16 protein-coding genes are annotated in these 16,406 nt (G+C 63.4%); 9 read left to right on the top strand and 7 right to left on the bottom strand.

Annotation, left to right across the window (positions count from 1 at the left end; translation table 11 throughout):
- Positions 1-60 precede the first annotated feature (60 nt).
- The 3 genes from MESAU_RS23605 to MESAU_RS23595 all read left to right on the top strand — a co-directional run bounded on the left by MESAU_RS23605 (position 61) and on the right by MESAU_RS23595 (position 2,759).
- A complete protein-coding gene (locus MESAU_RS23605; protein ID WP_015318537.1) occupies positions 61-408 on the top strand; it encodes an ArsR/SmtB family transcription factor in 348 nt (115 codons plus the stop codon).
- A gap of 25 nt (positions 409-433) precedes the next feature.
- On the top strand, positions 434-2,317 hold the full coding sequence (locus tag MESAU_RS23600; RefSeq protein ID WP_015318536.1) for an ABCB family ABC transporter ATP-binding protein/permease: 1,884 nt from the start codon (positions 434-436) through the stop codon (positions 2,315-2,317).
- A gap of 94 nt (positions 2,318-2,411) precedes the next feature.
- Positions 2,412-2,759 (top strand): antibiotic biosynthesis monooxygenase, encoded by a 348-nt coding sequence (locus tag MESAU_RS23595; RefSeq protein WP_041163878.1) that lies wholly within the window; start codon positions 2,412-2,414, stop codon positions 2,757-2,759.
- Here the strand turns inward: MESAU_RS23595 and MESAU_RS23590 are convergent.
- Positions 2,756-3,622, bottom strand: coding sequence for an SMP-30/gluconolactonase/LRE family protein (locus MESAU_RS23590; RefSeq protein WP_015318534.1), 867 nt, complete (start codon positions 3,620-3,622; stop codon positions 2,756-2,758). The genes MESAU_RS23595 and MESAU_RS23590 overlap by 4 nt on opposite strands.
- A gap of 405 nt (positions 3,623-4,027) precedes the next feature.
- On the opposite strand from MESAU_RS23590, the gene MESAU_RS23585 reads away from it, so the two are divergent.
- Complete coding sequence (locus tag MESAU_RS23585; RefSeq protein ID WP_015318533.1) at positions 4,028-4,726, top strand: phosphatidylserine decarboxylase; 699 nt, start codon at positions 4,028-4,030, stop codon at positions 4,724-4,726.
- A 2-nt stretch (positions 4,727-4,728) separates the two neighbouring features.
- On the top strand, positions 4,729-5,547 hold the full coding sequence (locus MESAU_RS23580; protein ID WP_015318532.1) for a CDP-alcohol phosphatidyltransferase family protein: 819 nt from the start codon (positions 4,729-4,731) through the stop codon (positions 5,545-5,547).
- Positions 5,548-5,574: 27 nt separating this feature from the next.
- Here MESAU_RS23580 and MESAU_RS23575 read toward each other — a convergent pair whose 3' ends face one another.
- Positions 5,575-7,797 (bottom strand): AMP-binding protein, encoded by a 2,223-nt coding sequence (locus MESAU_RS23575; protein WP_015318531.1) that lies wholly within the window; start codon positions 7,795-7,797, stop codon positions 5,575-5,577.
- A gap of 103 nt (positions 7,798-7,900) precedes the next feature.
- Entirely contained in the window at positions 7,901-8,308 is a 408-nt protein-coding gene (locus MESAU_RS23570) for a tautomerase family protein (protein ID WP_015318530.1), read from the bottom strand.
- Positions 8,309-8,417: 109 nt separating this feature from the next.
- Here MESAU_RS23570 and MESAU_RS23565 point away from each other — a divergent pair, with 109 nt between their 5' ends.
- Entirely contained in the window at positions 8,418-9,281 is an 864-nt protein-coding gene (locus MESAU_RS23565; RefSeq protein WP_015318529.1) for a LysR substrate-binding domain-containing protein, read from the top strand.
- Positions 9,282-9,497: 216 nt separating this feature from the next.
- Here MESAU_RS23565 and MESAU_RS23560 read toward each other — a convergent pair whose 3' ends face one another.
- Together MESAU_RS23560 and MESAU_RS23555 are read right to left on the bottom strand one after the other, a co-directional pair.
- On the bottom strand, positions 9,498-10,403 hold the full coding sequence (locus MESAU_RS23560; RefSeq protein ID WP_015318528.1) for a DMT family transporter: 906 nt from the start codon (positions 10,401-10,403) through the stop codon (positions 9,498-9,500).
- Positions 10,404-10,463: 60 nt separating this feature from the next.
- The gene (locus MESAU_RS23555; RefSeq protein WP_015318527.1) at positions 10,464-11,351 is read right to left on the bottom strand and encodes a DMT family transporter; all 888 of its coding nucleotides are present in this window, start codon (positions 11,349-11,351) and stop codon (positions 10,464-10,466) included.
- 338 nt (positions 11,352-11,689) lie between these two features.
- Between MESAU_RS23555 and MESAU_RS23550 the strand changes: the two genes are divergently transcribed.
- The 3 genes from MESAU_RS23550 (at position 11,690) to MESAU_RS23540 (ending at position 14,005) form a co-directional block, all read left to right on the top strand.
- The gene (locus tag MESAU_RS23550; protein ID WP_015318526.1) at positions 11,690-12,271 is read left to right on the top strand and encodes a VOC family protein; all 582 of its coding nucleotides are present in this window, start codon (positions 11,690-11,692) and stop codon (positions 12,269-12,271) included.
- A gap of 26 nt (positions 12,272-12,297) precedes the next feature.
- Entirely contained in the window at positions 12,298-13,131 is an 834-nt protein-coding gene (locus MESAU_RS23545; RefSeq protein ID WP_015318525.1) for a glutathione S-transferase family protein, read from the top strand.
- A 166-nt stretch (positions 13,132-13,297) separates the two neighbouring features.
- Positions 13,298-14,005, top strand: coding sequence for a response regulator transcription factor (locus MESAU_RS23540; RefSeq protein ID WP_015318524.1), 708 nt, complete (start codon positions 13,298-13,300; stop codon positions 14,003-14,005).
- Positions 14,006-14,018: 13 nt separating this feature from the next.
- Here MESAU_RS23540 and MESAU_RS23535 read toward each other — a convergent pair whose 3' ends face one another.
- Complete coding sequence (locus MESAU_RS23535) at positions 14,019-15,122, bottom strand: polyamine ABC transporter substrate-binding protein (protein ID WP_015318523.1); 1,104 nt, start codon at positions 15,120-15,122, stop codon at positions 14,019-14,021.
- 69 nt (positions 15,123-15,191) lie between these two features.
- Positions 15,192-16,298: an agmatine deiminase gene (gene aguA / locus MESAU_RS23530; protein ID WP_015318522.1), complete on the bottom strand. Its 1,107-nt coding sequence runs from the start codon at positions 16,296-16,298 to the stop codon at positions 15,192-15,194.
- Positions 16,299-16,406 lie beyond the last annotated feature (108 nt).

Raw genomic sequence — 16,406 nt, 5'->3', positions numbered from 1 at the left:
GCGATCTACCCATCGGCCTAGCTTGCCCTGTCATCGTTCATCGTCTATCGCCGATGAACGATGACAGAATGCGTTCCCTTACCAGACCATGCCGCCTCGGCACTGCCTGGCTGCATGCCGGACAGCCGCGCTGTCGCGGCGCGGTTCGCAGCACTTTCGCATCCGGCGCGGATCGAGATACTGAGGCATCTGTCGGCCAGCAATTCCTGCTGCTGCCGTGAGGTCGTCGACCGTTTCGCTCTGGCCCAGTCGACGATCTCCCAGCATCTGAAAATATTGGTCGAGGCGGGCCTCGTCCGGTTTGAGCCCGACCGTCAGCGATCGCGCTATGCGGTCGATCGCGCGGCACTTGCCGACGTATCGGCATCGCTGGGCGCGCTCATCAATTCCTGCTGCTCCGGCCGCTGACCCTCTCACCCAAAAGGCAAGAAAAGTGGCCGAAAAAACCGTCTCCTCCGACACCTCGACACTCACGACACTGCGCAATCTCTGGCCCTATATGTGGCCGGCCGACCGCGCCGATCTCAGGGCGCGGGTGACCTGGGCGACGCTGCTGCTGGTCGTCGCCAAGGTGACGCTGGTCGCCGGTCCCTATTTCTTCAAATGGGCGACCGATGCGCTGGCGGGCGGCTTCAAAACGCCACCGCCGCTGCCATCGTTCATGCTTGCCCCGGTGATGCTGGTCATTGCCTACAATGTGCTGAGGCTCGTCCAGCTCGGCTTCAACCAGCTGCGCGATGCGCTGTTTGCCCGGGTCGGCCAGCATGCGGTTCGCCAGCTTGCCTTCCGCACCTTCGTGCACATGCATCAGCTGTCGCTGCGCTTCCACCTGGAGCGCCGCACCGGCGGCCTGTCGCGCATCATCGAGCGCGGCACCAAGGGCATCGAAACGATCGTCCGCTTCATCATGCTCAACACCGCGCCGACGATCCTCGAATTCGCGCTGACCGCGGGCATATTCGGTTTCACCTATGGCTGGAAATATGTGGCCGTGGTGGCGGTCACCGTCTGCCTCTACGTCTGGTTCACGGTCAAGGCCAGCGACTGGCGCATCTCGATCCGCCGCGACATGAACGACAGCGACACCGACGCCAACACCAAGGCGATCGACTCGCTGCTTAACTTCGAGACGGTCAAGTATTTCACCAATGAGCGCATGGAGGCCGAGCGCTTCGACCGCTCGATGGCGCGTTACGAGATCGCCGCAACCAAGACATGGACCTCGCTCGGCTGGCTAAACTTCGGCCAGGGCTTCATCTTCGGCGTCGGCACGGTCGTCGTCATGTGCATGTCGGCGCTGGAGGTGCAGGCCGGCACCCAGAGCGTCGGCGATTTCGTTTTCATCAATGCCATGCTGGTACAGCTCTCCGTGCCGCTCAACTTTATCGGCTTCATCTATCGCGAAATCCGCCAGGGCCTCACCGACATCGAGCACATGTTCGACCTCCTCGACGTGCCGCAGGAGATCGTCGACAAGCCCAACGCCAAGCCGTTGGCCGTCAGCGCCGGCAAGGTCGAGTTCCGTGACGTCCACTTTTCCTATGATCCGAACCGCAAGATCCTGAAGGGCGTCTCCTTCGAGGTGCCGGCCGGCAAGACCGTTGCCATCGTCGGGCCGTCGGGTGCGGGCAAGTCGACCATCTCGCGGTTGCTGTTCCGGTTCTACGACGTGCAGGGTGGCCAGGTTCTGATCGACGGCCAGGACGTGAGGGACGTGACGCAGGACAGCCTGCGCGCGGTGCTCGGCATGGTGCCGCAGGACACGGTGCTGTTCAACGACACCATCGCCTACAACATCCGCTACGGCCGTGTCGGCGCCGGCGAGGAGGAGGTGCGCAAGGCCGCCGAACTCGCCCAGATCGGGCCGTTCATCGAGAAGCTGCCCGACGGCTACAAGTCGATGGTCGGCGAGCGCGGGCTGAAACTTTCCGGCGGCGAGAAGCAGCGCGTGGCGATCGCCCGCACCATCCTGAAGGCACCGCCGATCCTGATGCTCGACGAAGCGACCTCCGCACTGGACAGCCACACCGAGCAGGAGATCCAGGCCGCGCTCGACCTCGTCAGCAAGGGCCGCACCACCATCGTCATCGCCCACCGCCTGTCGACGGTGATCGCCGCCGATGAGATCATCGTGCTGAAGGACGGTCAGATCGCCGAGCGCGGCACTCATGTCGAGCTGATGCGAAAGCACGGCCTCTATGCCTCGATGTGGGACCGCCAGCGCGAGGCGACCGAAGCCGAGGAGCGGCTGCGCATTGCCCGCGAAAGCGACGAACTGGGTGTCGTCGTACGCCGGCGCACATCGGAGATGTCGTAGCTCAAAAAAGCTCTTGACCTCAACTTAGGTTGAGATTGTAGACCGTCGCCCGAGAGCCGCAAAACAGCATCGTCGAGGACGGAATCAAATGGATATGAGCTTTACGAATCAGGATGTTAACGGCGGCAGCGTGTTCAGGGTCGACAAGTTCGTCGTGCCCGCCAATGCCCGCGATGAAATCCTCGCAAAGGTGAAGATGACGCACGAGTTGCTGCGTCTGCAGCAAGGCTTCGTCCAGGACTTTCTGCTCGAGCAATTCTCAGGACCGGGCGAATTCAACCTCGTCACCATCGTCGAATGGGAAAGCCAGGCTGCGGTCGACAACGTGGTGCCGATCGTCAAGGCTGCGCACGAGCGCATAGCCTTCAACCCGCAGGAGACGATCGCCCGGCTCGGAGTGCGAGCTGATATCGCCAATTATCAGCGCGTGCCGGGACTCTAGCCAGGCCACCCCACACTCGGTGCCGGCGCTTCAATGCCGAGCACCTGGCCGGTGCGGGCCTCGCTTGTCATATGCTCGAAGCCGCGCCACTCGGCGGCGGTGATGAACAGCGTTTTCCGGTCCGCAGCGCCCAGCATGCAGGCAAAGCAGCCGCGATCGGCGGTGACGGTCTGCAAGACGTCACCGCCTTCGCGCACCCGCACGCAATGCTTGTTGGGAACGTCGGCATACCAGACCGCCCCGTCCGCATCGAGGCAGATGCCGTCGGGATATCCGTCGAGATCGGCCCAGGTGCGTCTGTTGGACAAGGAACCGTCGGCGGCAATGTCAAACGCGGTCAGCCGGTTGGCATGGGATTCGGCAATGATCAGCGTCTTGTTGTCCGGGGTCACCGCCATGCCGTTCGCAAAGGCGATAGTGTCCGCCACTTGCCTGACCGCGCCATCCGGTGTGACCAGCACGATGGTGCCGGGACCGAAATGCTGGCCGGTCGCCGGCGCCGGCCCGCCGCCATTGACGTAGATGTTGCCGCGCCCGTCGACGACGATCTCATTCCACGGGCTTTTCGACAGGCCGCGCAGGTCGGCGTGGATGACGAGCGAGCCATCGGCTTCCTGCCGCAACAGCAGGCCCTCGCGGCCTGAGACAACCAGCAGACGACCATCCGGCAGCCAGTCGATTGAGTACGGCAGGACAGCCGGAATCGTGAGCATGATCTTGCGGCTGCCGCCGGCATCGACGGCGATGATCTCGCCGGTGCCCCAATTGCAGACCCACAGGCGTCCGTCATGCCAGCGTGGCGATTCCCCGAAGGCGAGACCTTCCATGACGATGTACGGTTTGTCGCCGGACGATATTCGCATGATCAGGAGCCTCCGTTGCGCGCGTCATCGGCCCTTGCGATGAAGCGCTTCCCACCAAGGACGGGCGAGATGAGAGTCTCCCGACAGCGGACCGCTGTATTTTCGCGCAGGAAGAACGCCGCATCGGTGTGACGTTGACGCCACAGGTGCCGGTCTGCGCAAGGGCGGCGTCGGCGCAGATAGGTTTTTCGGCCATTCTGGCTGCCTTGGCGCAGTCAAGGGATGGCTTTTGACGGCAGGACAGGCATGCGACCCGGTATCCATTTCACGACACACGGAGCGCCCGGCTATCCGCGGTCACAGGCCCGCCCTTGCCCGTTCATCCGCGCCGGCGATTGTCGCGTTGCGGGCAGGGGGTGTTTCGGCTATTGAGGCCGGACCTGAAACAGGGACCGCCCCCAGCCCATGAGCCTTGTCGACACGGTCAAGAACGCGTTCGTACCGATCCATCGCGAAGGCTATCCCTTCATCGCGGCGTTTGGCGCGGCGACGCTGTTCCTCGGCTATTTCTCCTCGATCCTGTTCTGGATCGGCCTGATCCTGACCGCCTGGTGCGTCTATTTCTTCCGTGACCCCGAGCGCGTCACGCCTGTTGACGATCGCCTGGTGGTAAGCCCCGCCGATGGCATCGTCTCGGCGGTCGGGCCGGCCGTGCCACCGCGCGAGCTTGGCCTCGGCAATGTCGAGATGACCCGCATCTCCGTGTTCATGAACGTCTTTTCCTGTCACGTGAACCGCTCTCCGGTGCGCGGCCGCATCGCCAGGATCGAACATCGGCCGGGAAAATTCCTCAATGCCGAGTTGGACAAGGCGAGCACGGAAAACGAGCGCAACGGCCTCGTCATCGAGAGCCCCAACGGCACGGTGGCGGCAGTCCAGATCGCCGGCCTGGTGGCGCGCCGCATTGTCTGCTGGACCGAGGCCGGCGCTTCGATCGGCACCGGCGAGCGTTTCGGCCTAATCCGCTTCGGCTCGCGCGTCGACGTGTTCCTGCCCTTGACCGCCACGCCGCGCGTCGCCGTTGGCCAGACGGCGGTCGGCGGCGAAACCGTGCTCGCCGAATTCGGCGGTGTCGCCGGCACGCCCCTGGTGCGGATTTCCTGACGGTGGGCACGCAATATAAAAAATTCGAGGCCCATGCCAGCGGCGGTCCGCGCATCCGCGAGATCCCCATGCGCATGGTGCTGCCCAATCTGGTCACCGTGCTTGCCATCTGCGCCGGCCTGTCCGGGATCCGCTTCGGCTTCGAGGGGCGTTTCGAGCCGGCGGTGGTAATGGTGCTGCTGGCCGCTTTTCTCGACGGCATTGACGGCCGCCTGGCGCGGATGCTGAAGGCGACCTCCAAATTCGGCGCGCAGATGGATTCCCTGGCCGACATCGTCAATTTCGGCGTTGCGCCGGCACTGGTGCTCTATGCCTTCCTGCTCGACCGCGCCGGCTCGCCAGGCTGGATCGCGGCACTGCTGTTTGCGATCGCTTGCGGGCTGCGGCTGGCGCGTTTCAACGTGCTCGACGACGAGAAGGCCGACCGCCCGATATGGCAGACCGAATATTTCGTCGGTGTGCCGGCGCCGGCAGGCGCCGTTCTGGTGATGCTGCCGCTCTATCTCTATTTCCTGCGGCTTGGGGTGGAGCCCAGCCGGCCGGCCGCCTTCGTCGCCACCGGCTTCACCATCCTGGTGGCCTTCCTGCTGGTCAGCCGCTTGCCAGTCTATTCAGGCAAGAGCATCAAGATCCCCGGCGACAGGGTGCTGCCGGTCATCCTCGCCGTCGTCCTCTACATTCTCTTGCTGATGACCTATCCCTGGTACACGCTGACGGCATCGGTCGCGGGCTACCTGATCTTTCTCCCATTCAGCGTGCGCGCCTATTCCAAGCGAGCCAAGCTGGAAGGCGAGAAGGTGCCGCCTTCGGACATAGGTTAGAAAGTCGGCCGAAGTCCTTGGTCCGACTCAGGCCGCCACGCCAAGTCCGAGCCGGTCGATCGCCAGCTTTCTCGTCGACACATAGTCGGTCTTGCCGGAACCGAGCACCGGGATCTCCTCGACCTTGACGATGTCGTTCGGCACCATCAGTTCGGCCGCTCCGGTCTTTTTGCCGAACTGACGCAACTCCTCGGCGCTGGCATCGTCGGCGGTGGTGACCAGCACGATGCGCTCGCCCCGCCTCTTGTCCGGCACCGCCACCGCCGCATGGCGTTCTTCCGGCCAAAGCGACTGCACCAGCATCTCGACCGCACCCAGCGACACCATCTCGCCAGCGATCTTGGCGAAGCGCTTGGCGCGGCCGCGAATGCTGATGAAGCCTTCGCGGTCGACGGCGACGATATCGCCCGTGTCGTGCCAGCCGGTCAGGGGCTGGAGCTCGCCGGGGCGGTCCGCGGTCATGTAGCCCATCATCATGTTCGGCCCGTCGAGCCACAACTGGCCGGCATCGTTGATGCCTTCGACCGGCTCCAGTTTCATGCGAATGGCCGGCAGAAGCCGGCCGACCGTGCCGTCGCGGCCGTGGATCGCGGTGTTGACGGCAACCACGGGCGCCGCCTCGGTGAGACCGAAGCCTTCGATGATCTCGGCCTGGAAGCGTTCGCGATAGACGCGGCGGGTATCCGGCTTCACCGCCTCGGCGCCGGCGACGACGAAGCGCAGACTGGAAAAATCCCCGTCCTTGGCGGTGCGCGCATAGTTGGCGAGGAAAGTGTCGGTGCCGAACATGATGGTCGGTTTCACCTTGCGCGCGATCTCGGGGATGAGCTTGTAGTGGAGAGGCGAGGGATAGAGGAACAGCTTTACCCCGGTGACCAGTGGCAGGATGGTGCCGCCCGTCAGGCCGAACGAATGGAACACCGGCAACACGTTGAGCAGGATGTCCGCCGGCGAAATGGTGATCCGCGCCTCGGCCTGCATGGCATTGGCGAGGAGATTCTTTTGCGACAGAACAACGGCCTTCGGCGTGCCTTCGGAGCCCGAGGTGAACAGGATCACGCCGGGCTTTGCCGCGTCCTGTCGCTGCAGCGGCAGGCGCCACAGCAAGGCGGCTGCAAGCTTGTCCAGCGTGGTGACGCTTTCGCGTACATCTTCCAGCCACAGCAGCCTGGCGCCGCCCTTCTCGACCGCGGCGACGATATCGGCGAGATCGGCCTTCTCGACGAAGGCACGCGAAGAGACAACGGTGCGGATGACGGCGGTGCGGACAGCCGCGGTGACGCTTGCCGGCCCGGCCGTGTAGTTGATCATCGCCGCCACACGGCCCGCCGAGAGCAGGCCGACGAGCGACAGCACGACGCCGTTGGCGTTGGGCAGCATTACCCCCACAGCTTCGCCCGGCGCCGTCACCGCCTCGAAGCGCCTGCCCAGCACCCGCGCGCCGATGAACATCTTGCGGTAGCTCAGCGCCCCGGAAATGACGTCCTCGATGATCGGACGCGAAGCGCCGATCCTGGTTGCGGCGTCGCGCATGGCAAGGAACAGGCCGCGGTCGAGGTCGGTGCCAAAAAGCCGGGCCTCCGCGACGCGGTCGAACAGCGCATTGGTGTTGGAAGCCTGGTCCGGATTGCGCGCCACCAGTTCGGCGATCGTCATCGGCTCCAGGACACTGATCGACAGCCGTGGAAACCAGTGACGCGGTGCCTTGTCCGCCGACGTCAGCGACACCGGCAGGTTGCGGGCGCCGGCGACGAAGATCGGCACGATGCGGGCGTCGGCCTGCATGGCGATGCGGGTGACGGCGCGGAACAGCCGAAACGTCTTGACGTCGGGCTCGACCGCGTCCGGCAGATAGACGGCCAGCCGGCCCTTGCCCTTCAGCACGCGCACCAGCCGGCGGCTGACGAAGACATGCTCGGCGTTGAAGGCAATGGTGCGGCCGAGTTCGCGCCACGGTTCGAGCCAAGGCGAACGCGCCGAGACCTCGTCGAGTATATGCAGCGTGTCGTCGGGCAGCAGCGACAGCATCAGCGCCGGCTCGAAGCGCGACTGGTGCGAGATGACATAGATGACCGGCACCTGCGCCTTGCGAGCGATCTTGATGCGATTGTCGCTGATCCGGTAGGCGAGCTTGAACGGTGCGTAGAGCAGCGCTTGGGTGAAGCGCAGGCCGAGGCGGAATTTTTCCACCACGCCGATCAGCAACCAGGCCACAACCAGACCCGCAAGCAGCGCCAGTGTCAGGATCATGCCGCGTCTCTCCCAACGATTTTGTCATTGCGGCTCTTGTGCGGCCGCTTCGGGGGCAGAGCCTAGCGGAAGTCGAGGCAAGGTCAATGCGGAAGGGGCGCCCTCACGCCGCGTTCAGCCGCCCGCTGATGAAACGGAACTCCTGCGTCTTGCCGCCGTAGCCATAGGCCGCTGCCGGAACCTCATGCACGAAAGCATAGCTCTCCTGGTGCACGCCGCCTAGCAGGCGGCCAAGGGCATCGAAGATCGCCTTGAGATAGGCCTCCAGTTCGAGCTTTGTGTTGGTGCCGTCGACCACCTTGATGTCGAGCCAGAATGTGTTGGTGCCGTGCTCGGCGAGCGACTTGCCGCCGGCGAACCAGTGCTGCGGATCGAGATAGGACACGGCAACTGCGGTGATCGTCGGATCCTTGCGCAGATGCGTGGCGGTGATCTCGGTTATTTCCCTGGCGATGCTGGCCGACAGGGTGGCGTCGGGCTTGCCGGTGACGCTGACATTGATGATGGGCATTCTTCTCTCCTTGGTTTTTAGCGGCGTGGGCGCCGTTGAAGACCATGCCATCATCTTTTGATCGAAATAACTGAATTGTTTTCAAATGACGATTCGATAATATCGAATTATGGAAACGCTTGATCCCGACCTGCTCAGAACCTTCCTTGCTTTCGTCGACAGCGGTTCGCTGGCGCAGGCGGCGGCCAATGTCGGCCGCTCACCCTCGGCGGTGACGGCGCAGATGCAGCGCTTGGAAGAGATCGTTGGTGAGCCGGTTCTGGCGCCGCAGGGCAGGCGGCGCGGCCTGACGCCGGCAGGCGAGGATCTTGTCGGGCACGCCAGGCGTATTCTTGCTGTGCATCGCGAGGCCTGGCTGGCGCTGAAGGGCGCACGCGCTGCCGGGCGCGTCGCCATCGGCACGACGCAGGATTTCGCCGATAGCGGCCTGCCGGACCTGCTGCGTGCCTTCGCCTCCAGCCATCCCCGCGTCAGGATCGAACTGCGTGTCGGCCGCTCCGCCGAACTGGCGCAGGCGTTACAAGCTGGCAGCCTCGATCTGGCGATCGTCATGCGCCAGGCTGCCGTGCCGGACGAGGTCGGCGTGCTGCGCGAGCCGATGATATGGCTGTGTTCGAACAAGGGACTGGCCTCGCGGCAGGAAGAATTGCCGCTGGCGCTGCTCGACCCCTATTGCGGGTTTCGCGAAGCGGCACTCGCCGCGCTCGACGCCGCCGGCCGCCGCTATCGCATCGCTGCCGGCAGCGCCAGCCTGGCCGGGCTGCGCACTGCGGTAAATGCCGGTGTTGCGCTGACCTTGCGAACCCCGCGCTTTGCCCATTCCGGCATCGTCGAAGCGCCCCGCGAACTTGGCTTGCCGCCGGCTCCGATGGCTGAGTTCGCGATCCGCCTGCGCGCCGGTGCCGATGCGCCCGCGGGCGATCTGGCGACGCTGCTCGGCGGTAGCCTCGCCTTGTCCGGACCGCTTGGTTGATTTGACTAGGCGCGAAGTTCCGTCGCCGGTCTATTGGCTGGAAAGCCGACTTGCGGTCGACCCGTCTGTTGCAAGCAAAAGCTGTCGCAAAGAAAAAGCCGACCTTGCGGTCGGCTTGGAGTAGGACGGGCCGAGGGGTTTGGGGGGACTTGGGGGGTGGCCCGTCGCACTAATAATGTCCGGGCACGGTGATGGTTCCGTGACTTGGAAAATTTTTTACGAAATATTTGAAGACGCTTGCCGGGAGCGTGCCTTCAGCCAATCGCGGCCGGCATGGGCAAAGACGGCGCCGAGCACGATGGCCCCGCCGACCATGCTGGCCAGCGGCGGGATTTCGGCCAGGAACAGAAATGCGAACAGGATCGCGAACGGCACTTCCGCCGAACCGAGCAGGCCCGATTCAGGCGCCGGGATCAGCCGCGAGCCTTCCGTCCACAGAATGGAAGCCAGCGCGAAGGACGCGCCGAAGGTGGCAAGCAGGATGGCGTCCCTTGATGAGACCGCCAGGGGATCCGTGACGAACCATCCGAGTATGAACAGCAGGAAGGCCGAAACCGCGCCGGCCCACACCACGGGCGTGTCACGGAACGCGCGAACCATGATCATGTACAGCGCGCTGCCGGCCGTCATCAGCAGCGCCAGCCCGTCGCCGAACAAATTGCCGGTGGCAAAACCCGACCACACCATGATGGCGACCCCGCACAGCGACACCGCCGCCGCCACCATCGTCTGCAGCCGGAAAGGTTCGCGCACCAGCATCCAGGCCAGTACGGCGGCAATGAAGGGCGACGTCGCGTAGATGACCGCGACATTGGCGACGAAAGTGAACTTGAAAGCGGAAATGAAGGCGATGCTGGCCAGTGCGCCTTCGACGGCTAGCAGCCAGCCGCGCCAGCCAAGCCGCAGCGGTTCACGGTTGCCGGCACGGCGGCGGCGCCACAATACGTAGAGGCTGATCAGGATCGCGCCGACAAAGCCGCGCCAGCAGGTGATCGTCAGCGGATCGGCATGGATCGACTTGGTCAACACGCCGGTCAGCCCGAATACCGCCGCCGAGGATGATACCAGCAGGATACCCAGCGTGCGTTCGGTGGTTTCCGCGGTGGCCGTGATCTCATTCATGCCGGCAGCCTACCTTGCCTCGTCCTGACATCGTCGCGTCGGGAGTAGTGACCATCCAAGTCAAAGCCGCTTGCGGAAATGTTCGCCGCCGACGATCAGCAGGCCGGCGGCGACGATAAGGGCGGCACCCAGGAACACTTCGCGGCGCGGCACGTCGCCCCAGATCGCGAAGCCGAGCGCGAACGCCCACAACAGCGAGGTGTACTCGAGCGGCGCCAGGATCGATGCCCGCGTGCGCTTCATGCCTTCGAAGAGAAGGTATTGCGCCAGGCCGCCGAGCGCACCGACGCTGGCAAGAAGCAGCAATTGTGCCGGGTCCGGCGTATGCCACCACGACAGCGCCGGCACCGCTGAAAAAACCAGGAAATAGAAATTGTTGAGGAGGAGCTGGATCGTCGAGCGCTCGGCAAGCGCCGTCTTGCGCAGAAGCACGATGGCGATGCCCCAAAGGCAAGCCGCCGCCAGTACCAGCAACACGGGCACGGACAGGCCAAGATGGGCGGGATCGCAGGCGACAAAGACGCCGGCAAAGCCGATCAGAACCGCCAGCCAGCGCACAACAGGCACCTTTTCGCCGAGCAGGACCACCGATAGCACGGTGACGATGATCGGAGCCGCGTAATAGACGGTGGTCAGTTCGGCGAGTTGCAGGCTGCGGGCGGCATTGTAGTAACAGAGCCAGGCGGCGAGCGTGAAGGCGCTGCGCACCAGCATCGGCCGCACGATCGGCGAGCGCACCGTATCGGCGAACAGCGGCCGCCCGCCGATCACCGCGCAGGCGCCAAGAATGGTGATGCTGCGGAAGAACATGATCTGCCAGACGGTCATGCCGGTGACCAGCAGTTTGATCGAGGCGTCCTGCGTCGAAAACAGCAAATAGGCGGCGCCCGTCAGCAGGATTCCGGCGAAGACCCTTTCGCGTGTATCGAGAATGGCGATATCGGCCATAAGGCGTGCGCCTGCTTGAGTGAAGGCGGCCCCAGCCCCCGGCGGCTCCGCACCTGCCAGCTATACGGGCGAAATCCCGCACGGCGCTGCTCCAGCACCGCGCTTGCTTTTGGGGCAGGCGGCAATGGCGCGAAATGCAAGCTTGTCCCGGATGCGGCTTCTGGCGCGGCAGGGTCGATTGGTTTAGCATCATCTTATAAAGCCGGAGACGAAGGCAGGCGCGCAGAACGCCGAGGGACGGACATCGAATTGGCGCTCAGCTCATGCCAGATGTAGCATGTGCGGGCGCGGCGTGACGGGCCGCCTCTGCCAGAGCGGATATTGCGGGGAGAAGGCCGATGCAGAAACTGCAGTCGCAAGGCGTCCATCACATCACGCTGGTCGGTGCCGGTCGCCAGACCTCGATCGATTTCTGGGAAGGTGTGCTGGGCATGCCTTTCATCTTCGAACAGCCCAACCTCGACAAGCCGAGCGAAAGCCATCTTTATTTCGATCCGGGCGACGGCCGGCTGATCACCATCTTCACCGACGAGACCCGCACGGCCGTGCAGCGCCGCACCCCGACCGACCCGGGCTGCGTGCATCACATCGCCTTTTCGGTGTCCCGCGTCACTTTCCTGCAGGCGGTCGCCCGGCTCGACGAGCGCGCCATCAAACACAGTGGCGTCAAGGATCGCGGCTTCATGGATTCAATCTATTTCGAGGATCCGCTCGGCCTTCTGATCGAGCTTGCCTCTTATCGTTTCGAGCCGCCTGCAGGCTTCACCCATGCCGATGTGCTGATGGAGGCGCATAAGCTTCGCGTCACGCGTGGCGACTACAACATCGCCGAGGTGCATCTGGCTGATGCGATCCAGGCGCTGGTGGAACGCGCGCGCGCGACATTGTCGGCGGACCGGGCGCCCAAAAATCCATACTGAAGGCTGAACAGGCAAGGGAGGAACACGTGGCAAAAGCAGTGGCGAAAAGCGCAGGGAAACCGGCCGCCAAACCAGCGGCAAAAGCGGCAGCAAAAGCTGCGACCAAGACGGCGCCAAAGGCCGCCGGCAAGACGGCGGCCAAGGCCAAGGCGAAACCGGCAAGGAAATCGGCGCTGACCATCAGCATGCTGAAGCCGAGCGTCAACAACATGACCGTTCGCGTCTTTGCCCGCGCCGCCGGGCTCGACCATGCGGAGACCGATGCGTGGGGGCAGACGCGCTCGCCCGAATACATGGCGCGTAATCCGGCCCACCTGACGCCGATGATCGAGGACAAGGGCCTGCCGCGCGGCGTGCTGTGGGAGAGCTGCGCCATCATGCAATATCTTTCCAACAAGCATGGGCTGGAGAAATTCTACCCCAAGGCGCCAGCCAAGCGGGCGATGATAGACAGCGCCATGTTCTATCTGATCGGCACGCTTTATCCCTATGTCGCGCGCGCCACTTATCCGGCGCTCGGCTTCCCGCAATATGCCGGCGAAGTCGGTCACAGCGACGCCCACCCGGATAGGAAATCGGAGGCGCAGAAGGCCGCGGTCGCCGCCATTGCCGAGCCTCTCGAGGTCTTCCACTCCTTCTTCCGCGACGGCAAGCCGTTCATCGGCGGCAAGAACCCGTCGATCGCCGACATCCGTCTTGCGGCGACGCTCGAATTCCTCGCCGTCATCGACTACGCCCTGCCCAAATGGGCGAAGGAATACATGGCTGCGATGGAGAAGAAGCTCGGCAAGGCCTATGCTGGTCCGGCCAGCGACGTTCGCGGCTACATTGCCCATGTGAGGTCGCAGGCCAAGGCGTGAGTCCAACCAGTCGATGGGGCGATGAGCTGCGGAAGCGGCCGCGGGACTGATCTTACCGGCTCCCTCGCGGTTCCCCGCCAGCTTGAAGTTGGCGGGGCTTGCTTTAGTCTGGGCGCGGATGCAGTCGATTTTTTCTCTCGACCGGCTTGAACGCTGGAGTGGTGGCGTGGCCGCCGCGGCCTTGGCGGCAACGCCCGAAGACTTGTCGGCCCGCTTCAGCGCGGCGGCAAGGGTGCTGCTTGGCTCGGATCGTGTCTATGTTGGCTTCTATCGTCGCGACATAACATCCCTGACCATCGACGATGCCGGACCCGATCGCTGGAACCGCGACTATGATGCGCGCGTCTATCGCCAGGATCCGTTCTTCCAGAGGTTCGCCAGCACCAGACAGGATTTCCTGCTGCCGTTGTCGGCTCTCAGCCAAGGCGATTTCCAGCGCACGCCGTATTACCGCGAATTCTACGGGCCCTCCGGCAGCTTCGATGAAATAACCGGCGTGTTCAACCTCGACGGACTGACCGCCGGCTATGTAACCTTTCTTCGCCGGGAAGGCGCACCGCGTTTTGGCGAGCGTGATCTGGCTGTGGCCGGCGCGGCGAGCAGCGCGACAAAGCTCATTCTGCAAAGGCTGCTTCATTTGTGCCGTCTTCGCGACAAGGGTTCCGCAATCGAAGCCGCGGGGTCGCAACTCAGCGCCCGGGAAAGGCAGATCGCGCGGCTCCTGGTCGAGGGTGGCAGCGCCAAGACGATTTCGCGAAACCTGTCAATTTCACCCGGCACCGTGCGCAACCACATCAAGCAGGTCTACCGCAAGCTCGGTGTGCACTCCCAGATCGAGTTGTTGGCCATAGGCTGGAAGGCCTCGCCCAACTGATGGTTCGCCAGCTTCACTGTCCCGTCACGACGCGTGTCCACATGCGGTTTTGCAGTCGCAGCAGCTTTGCGTCGTTGTTTTCGACCACGAACAGCTTGGCCTTTACATCGTCGGATGGGAAAACGCCGGGATCCTTTGCGACGGCCTGATCCATCAGCGGCAGGGATTCCGGGATCGCATTGGCATAGGAAACATAACTGGAATTGGCCGCTGCGATATCGGGCCGCAAGTTGAAATCGATCCAGGCCTGGGCATTCTCCGGATGCGGCGCATCCTTCGGCACGGCCATCGTATCGAAGTTTATCAGCGTGCCTTCCCTTGGAATGGAATATGCAATCTCCAGCTTCTTCGCGGATTCCGCCGCACGGGTCTTGGCCTGCAATATGTCGCCCGACCAGCCCAGCACGACACAGATGTCGCCATTCGCCAGGTCGTTGATGTATTTCGACGAGTGGAAGTAACGGATATAGGGCCGCACCTTGCCCATCAGCTCTTCGACCTTGGCGAGGTCGTCCGGATTGGTCGACCTGGGATCGATGTGGAGATAGTTCATAGCCATAGGAATGATCTCCGCCGGAGCATCGATCATGGCGACGCCGCAATCGGAGAATTTCTTGACGACGTCGGCGTCGAAGACCATGGCGAAGGAACCTGTCGGCGCATCCGGCATCCGTTGCTTGACGGCAGCGACATTGTAGCCGATCCCGTCTGTGACGGCCATGTAAGGCACGGCGTACAGGTTCTGCGGATCCGCGCCCGCGATCAGCGACAAGGCTTGCGGATCGATTTTCGAGTGGTTTGAAAGCTTCGATCTGTCGAGCCGCAGGAAAGCGCCTGCCTTCAACTGGTTCTTCAGGAACGGAAAGGCCGAGGGATAGACCACGTCATATCCCGAGCCGCCGGTGAGCAGTTTCGTCTCAAGGACCTCGTTGCCGTCATAGACATCGTAGCGGACCTTGATGCCCGTCTCCTTCTCGAATTTCTCAGCCGTGTCCGGGGCGATGTAGTCGGACCAGTTGTAGACGTTGACCACCTTCTCATCGTCCGCCCGGGCGACGCCGAAACTGATGCCGCAGGCAAGCGCGGCGGTCAGGATTGGGAAGAGCAGAGCGCGCATGGGTATCTCCTTTTGCCTGGCGGGCCGACGCGGCGCACCGTTCTGATTTCACTTCGGCACGCTTGCCGCTCAACGCCGGTGGGGCGCATAAACGGGTAACGTGATACAGGCGACATTGCCGCCTCCGAGCAGAATTTCGCGGGAGTTCTCGATGCCGACGAGCTTGTGATCGGGAAACAGCGTGGCCAGCTGTTGCTTTGCCTTCCCGTCGAGATTGCAGCCGAATTCCGGCACGACCACGACGCTGTTGCCCGGATAATAGTTGATGTAACTCGCCGCGATCCGGTTGCCGGTCGGCCGTGCCCAGGTCGAATCGACCCGGTCCACGCTCTCGCTTTCTTCCATCGTCATCTCGATCGGCAGGGGATGGTGCAGCCGATGAACCTCCAGGCGACGGCCACGCGCGTCGCGGGCCGAGCGCAGCACCTCTTCGGCTTCGCGTACGATCTCATATTGCGGATCGTCCCGCTCGTCGGTCCAGCTCAGCGCCACAACGCCCGGACGAACGAAGCAGCAGAGGTCGTCGACATGGCCATCCGTCTCGTCGAAAGCAAAACCGCGCGGCAGCCAGATGATTTTGTCGACGCCGAGATAGTCGCCAAGCTGTTGTTCCACCTTCGCCTTTCCGAGATGGGCATTACGGTTGCGATTGAGCAGGCACTGCTCGGTCGTGATGAGCGTGCCTTGGCCGTCGCATTGCAGTCCGCCGCCCTCGGCGATCAGCGGTGCGCGATAACGGTCCATCCTCTCGATATCGAGGACCTTTTGCGCCACGAGGTCGTCGAGATCCCAAGGCGAGTAGAGGCCGCCGTCGAAACCGCCATAAGCGTTGAAGATCCAATCGACGCCGCGCACTTCGCCTCGATCATTGACGACGAAATTGGGGCCACTGTCGCGGAGCCAGGAATCATTGGTCGACATTTCCACGACGCGCACATGGCTGGGCAATCGCGCTCTTGCGTTCTGCCACTGGCGGCTGGACGCCGCCACCGTCATCGGCTCGCTTTGTGCGATCGCCGCAGCGACATTGGCGAACAGCCTCTGCGCGGGCTTGGCGCCCAGCCGCCAGGTGTCCGGCCGTTCTGGCCAGATCAGCCAACAGCCCGATTTGGGCTCGAATTCGCCAGGGGCGCGAAACCCATCCTGCCTCGGTGTGGTCGAGAGCGTATGTGACATTGTGGGACCACCGGGAAATGGAATGACGAAACCTCGCCCGATCAGACGGTTTTGGGACCTTGTCCGTCAATGTCCCATTTGGGACAGCTTGATCACTGCACCGGCCAC

This window comes from Mesorhizobium australicum WSM2073, from assembly GCF_000230995.2.
Classification (GTDB): Bacteria; Pseudomonadota; Alphaproteobacteria; order Rhizobiales; family Rhizobiaceae; genus Mesorhizobium; species Mesorhizobium australicum.
This window is presented reverse-complemented; position numbering and strand designations above follow the sequence as displayed.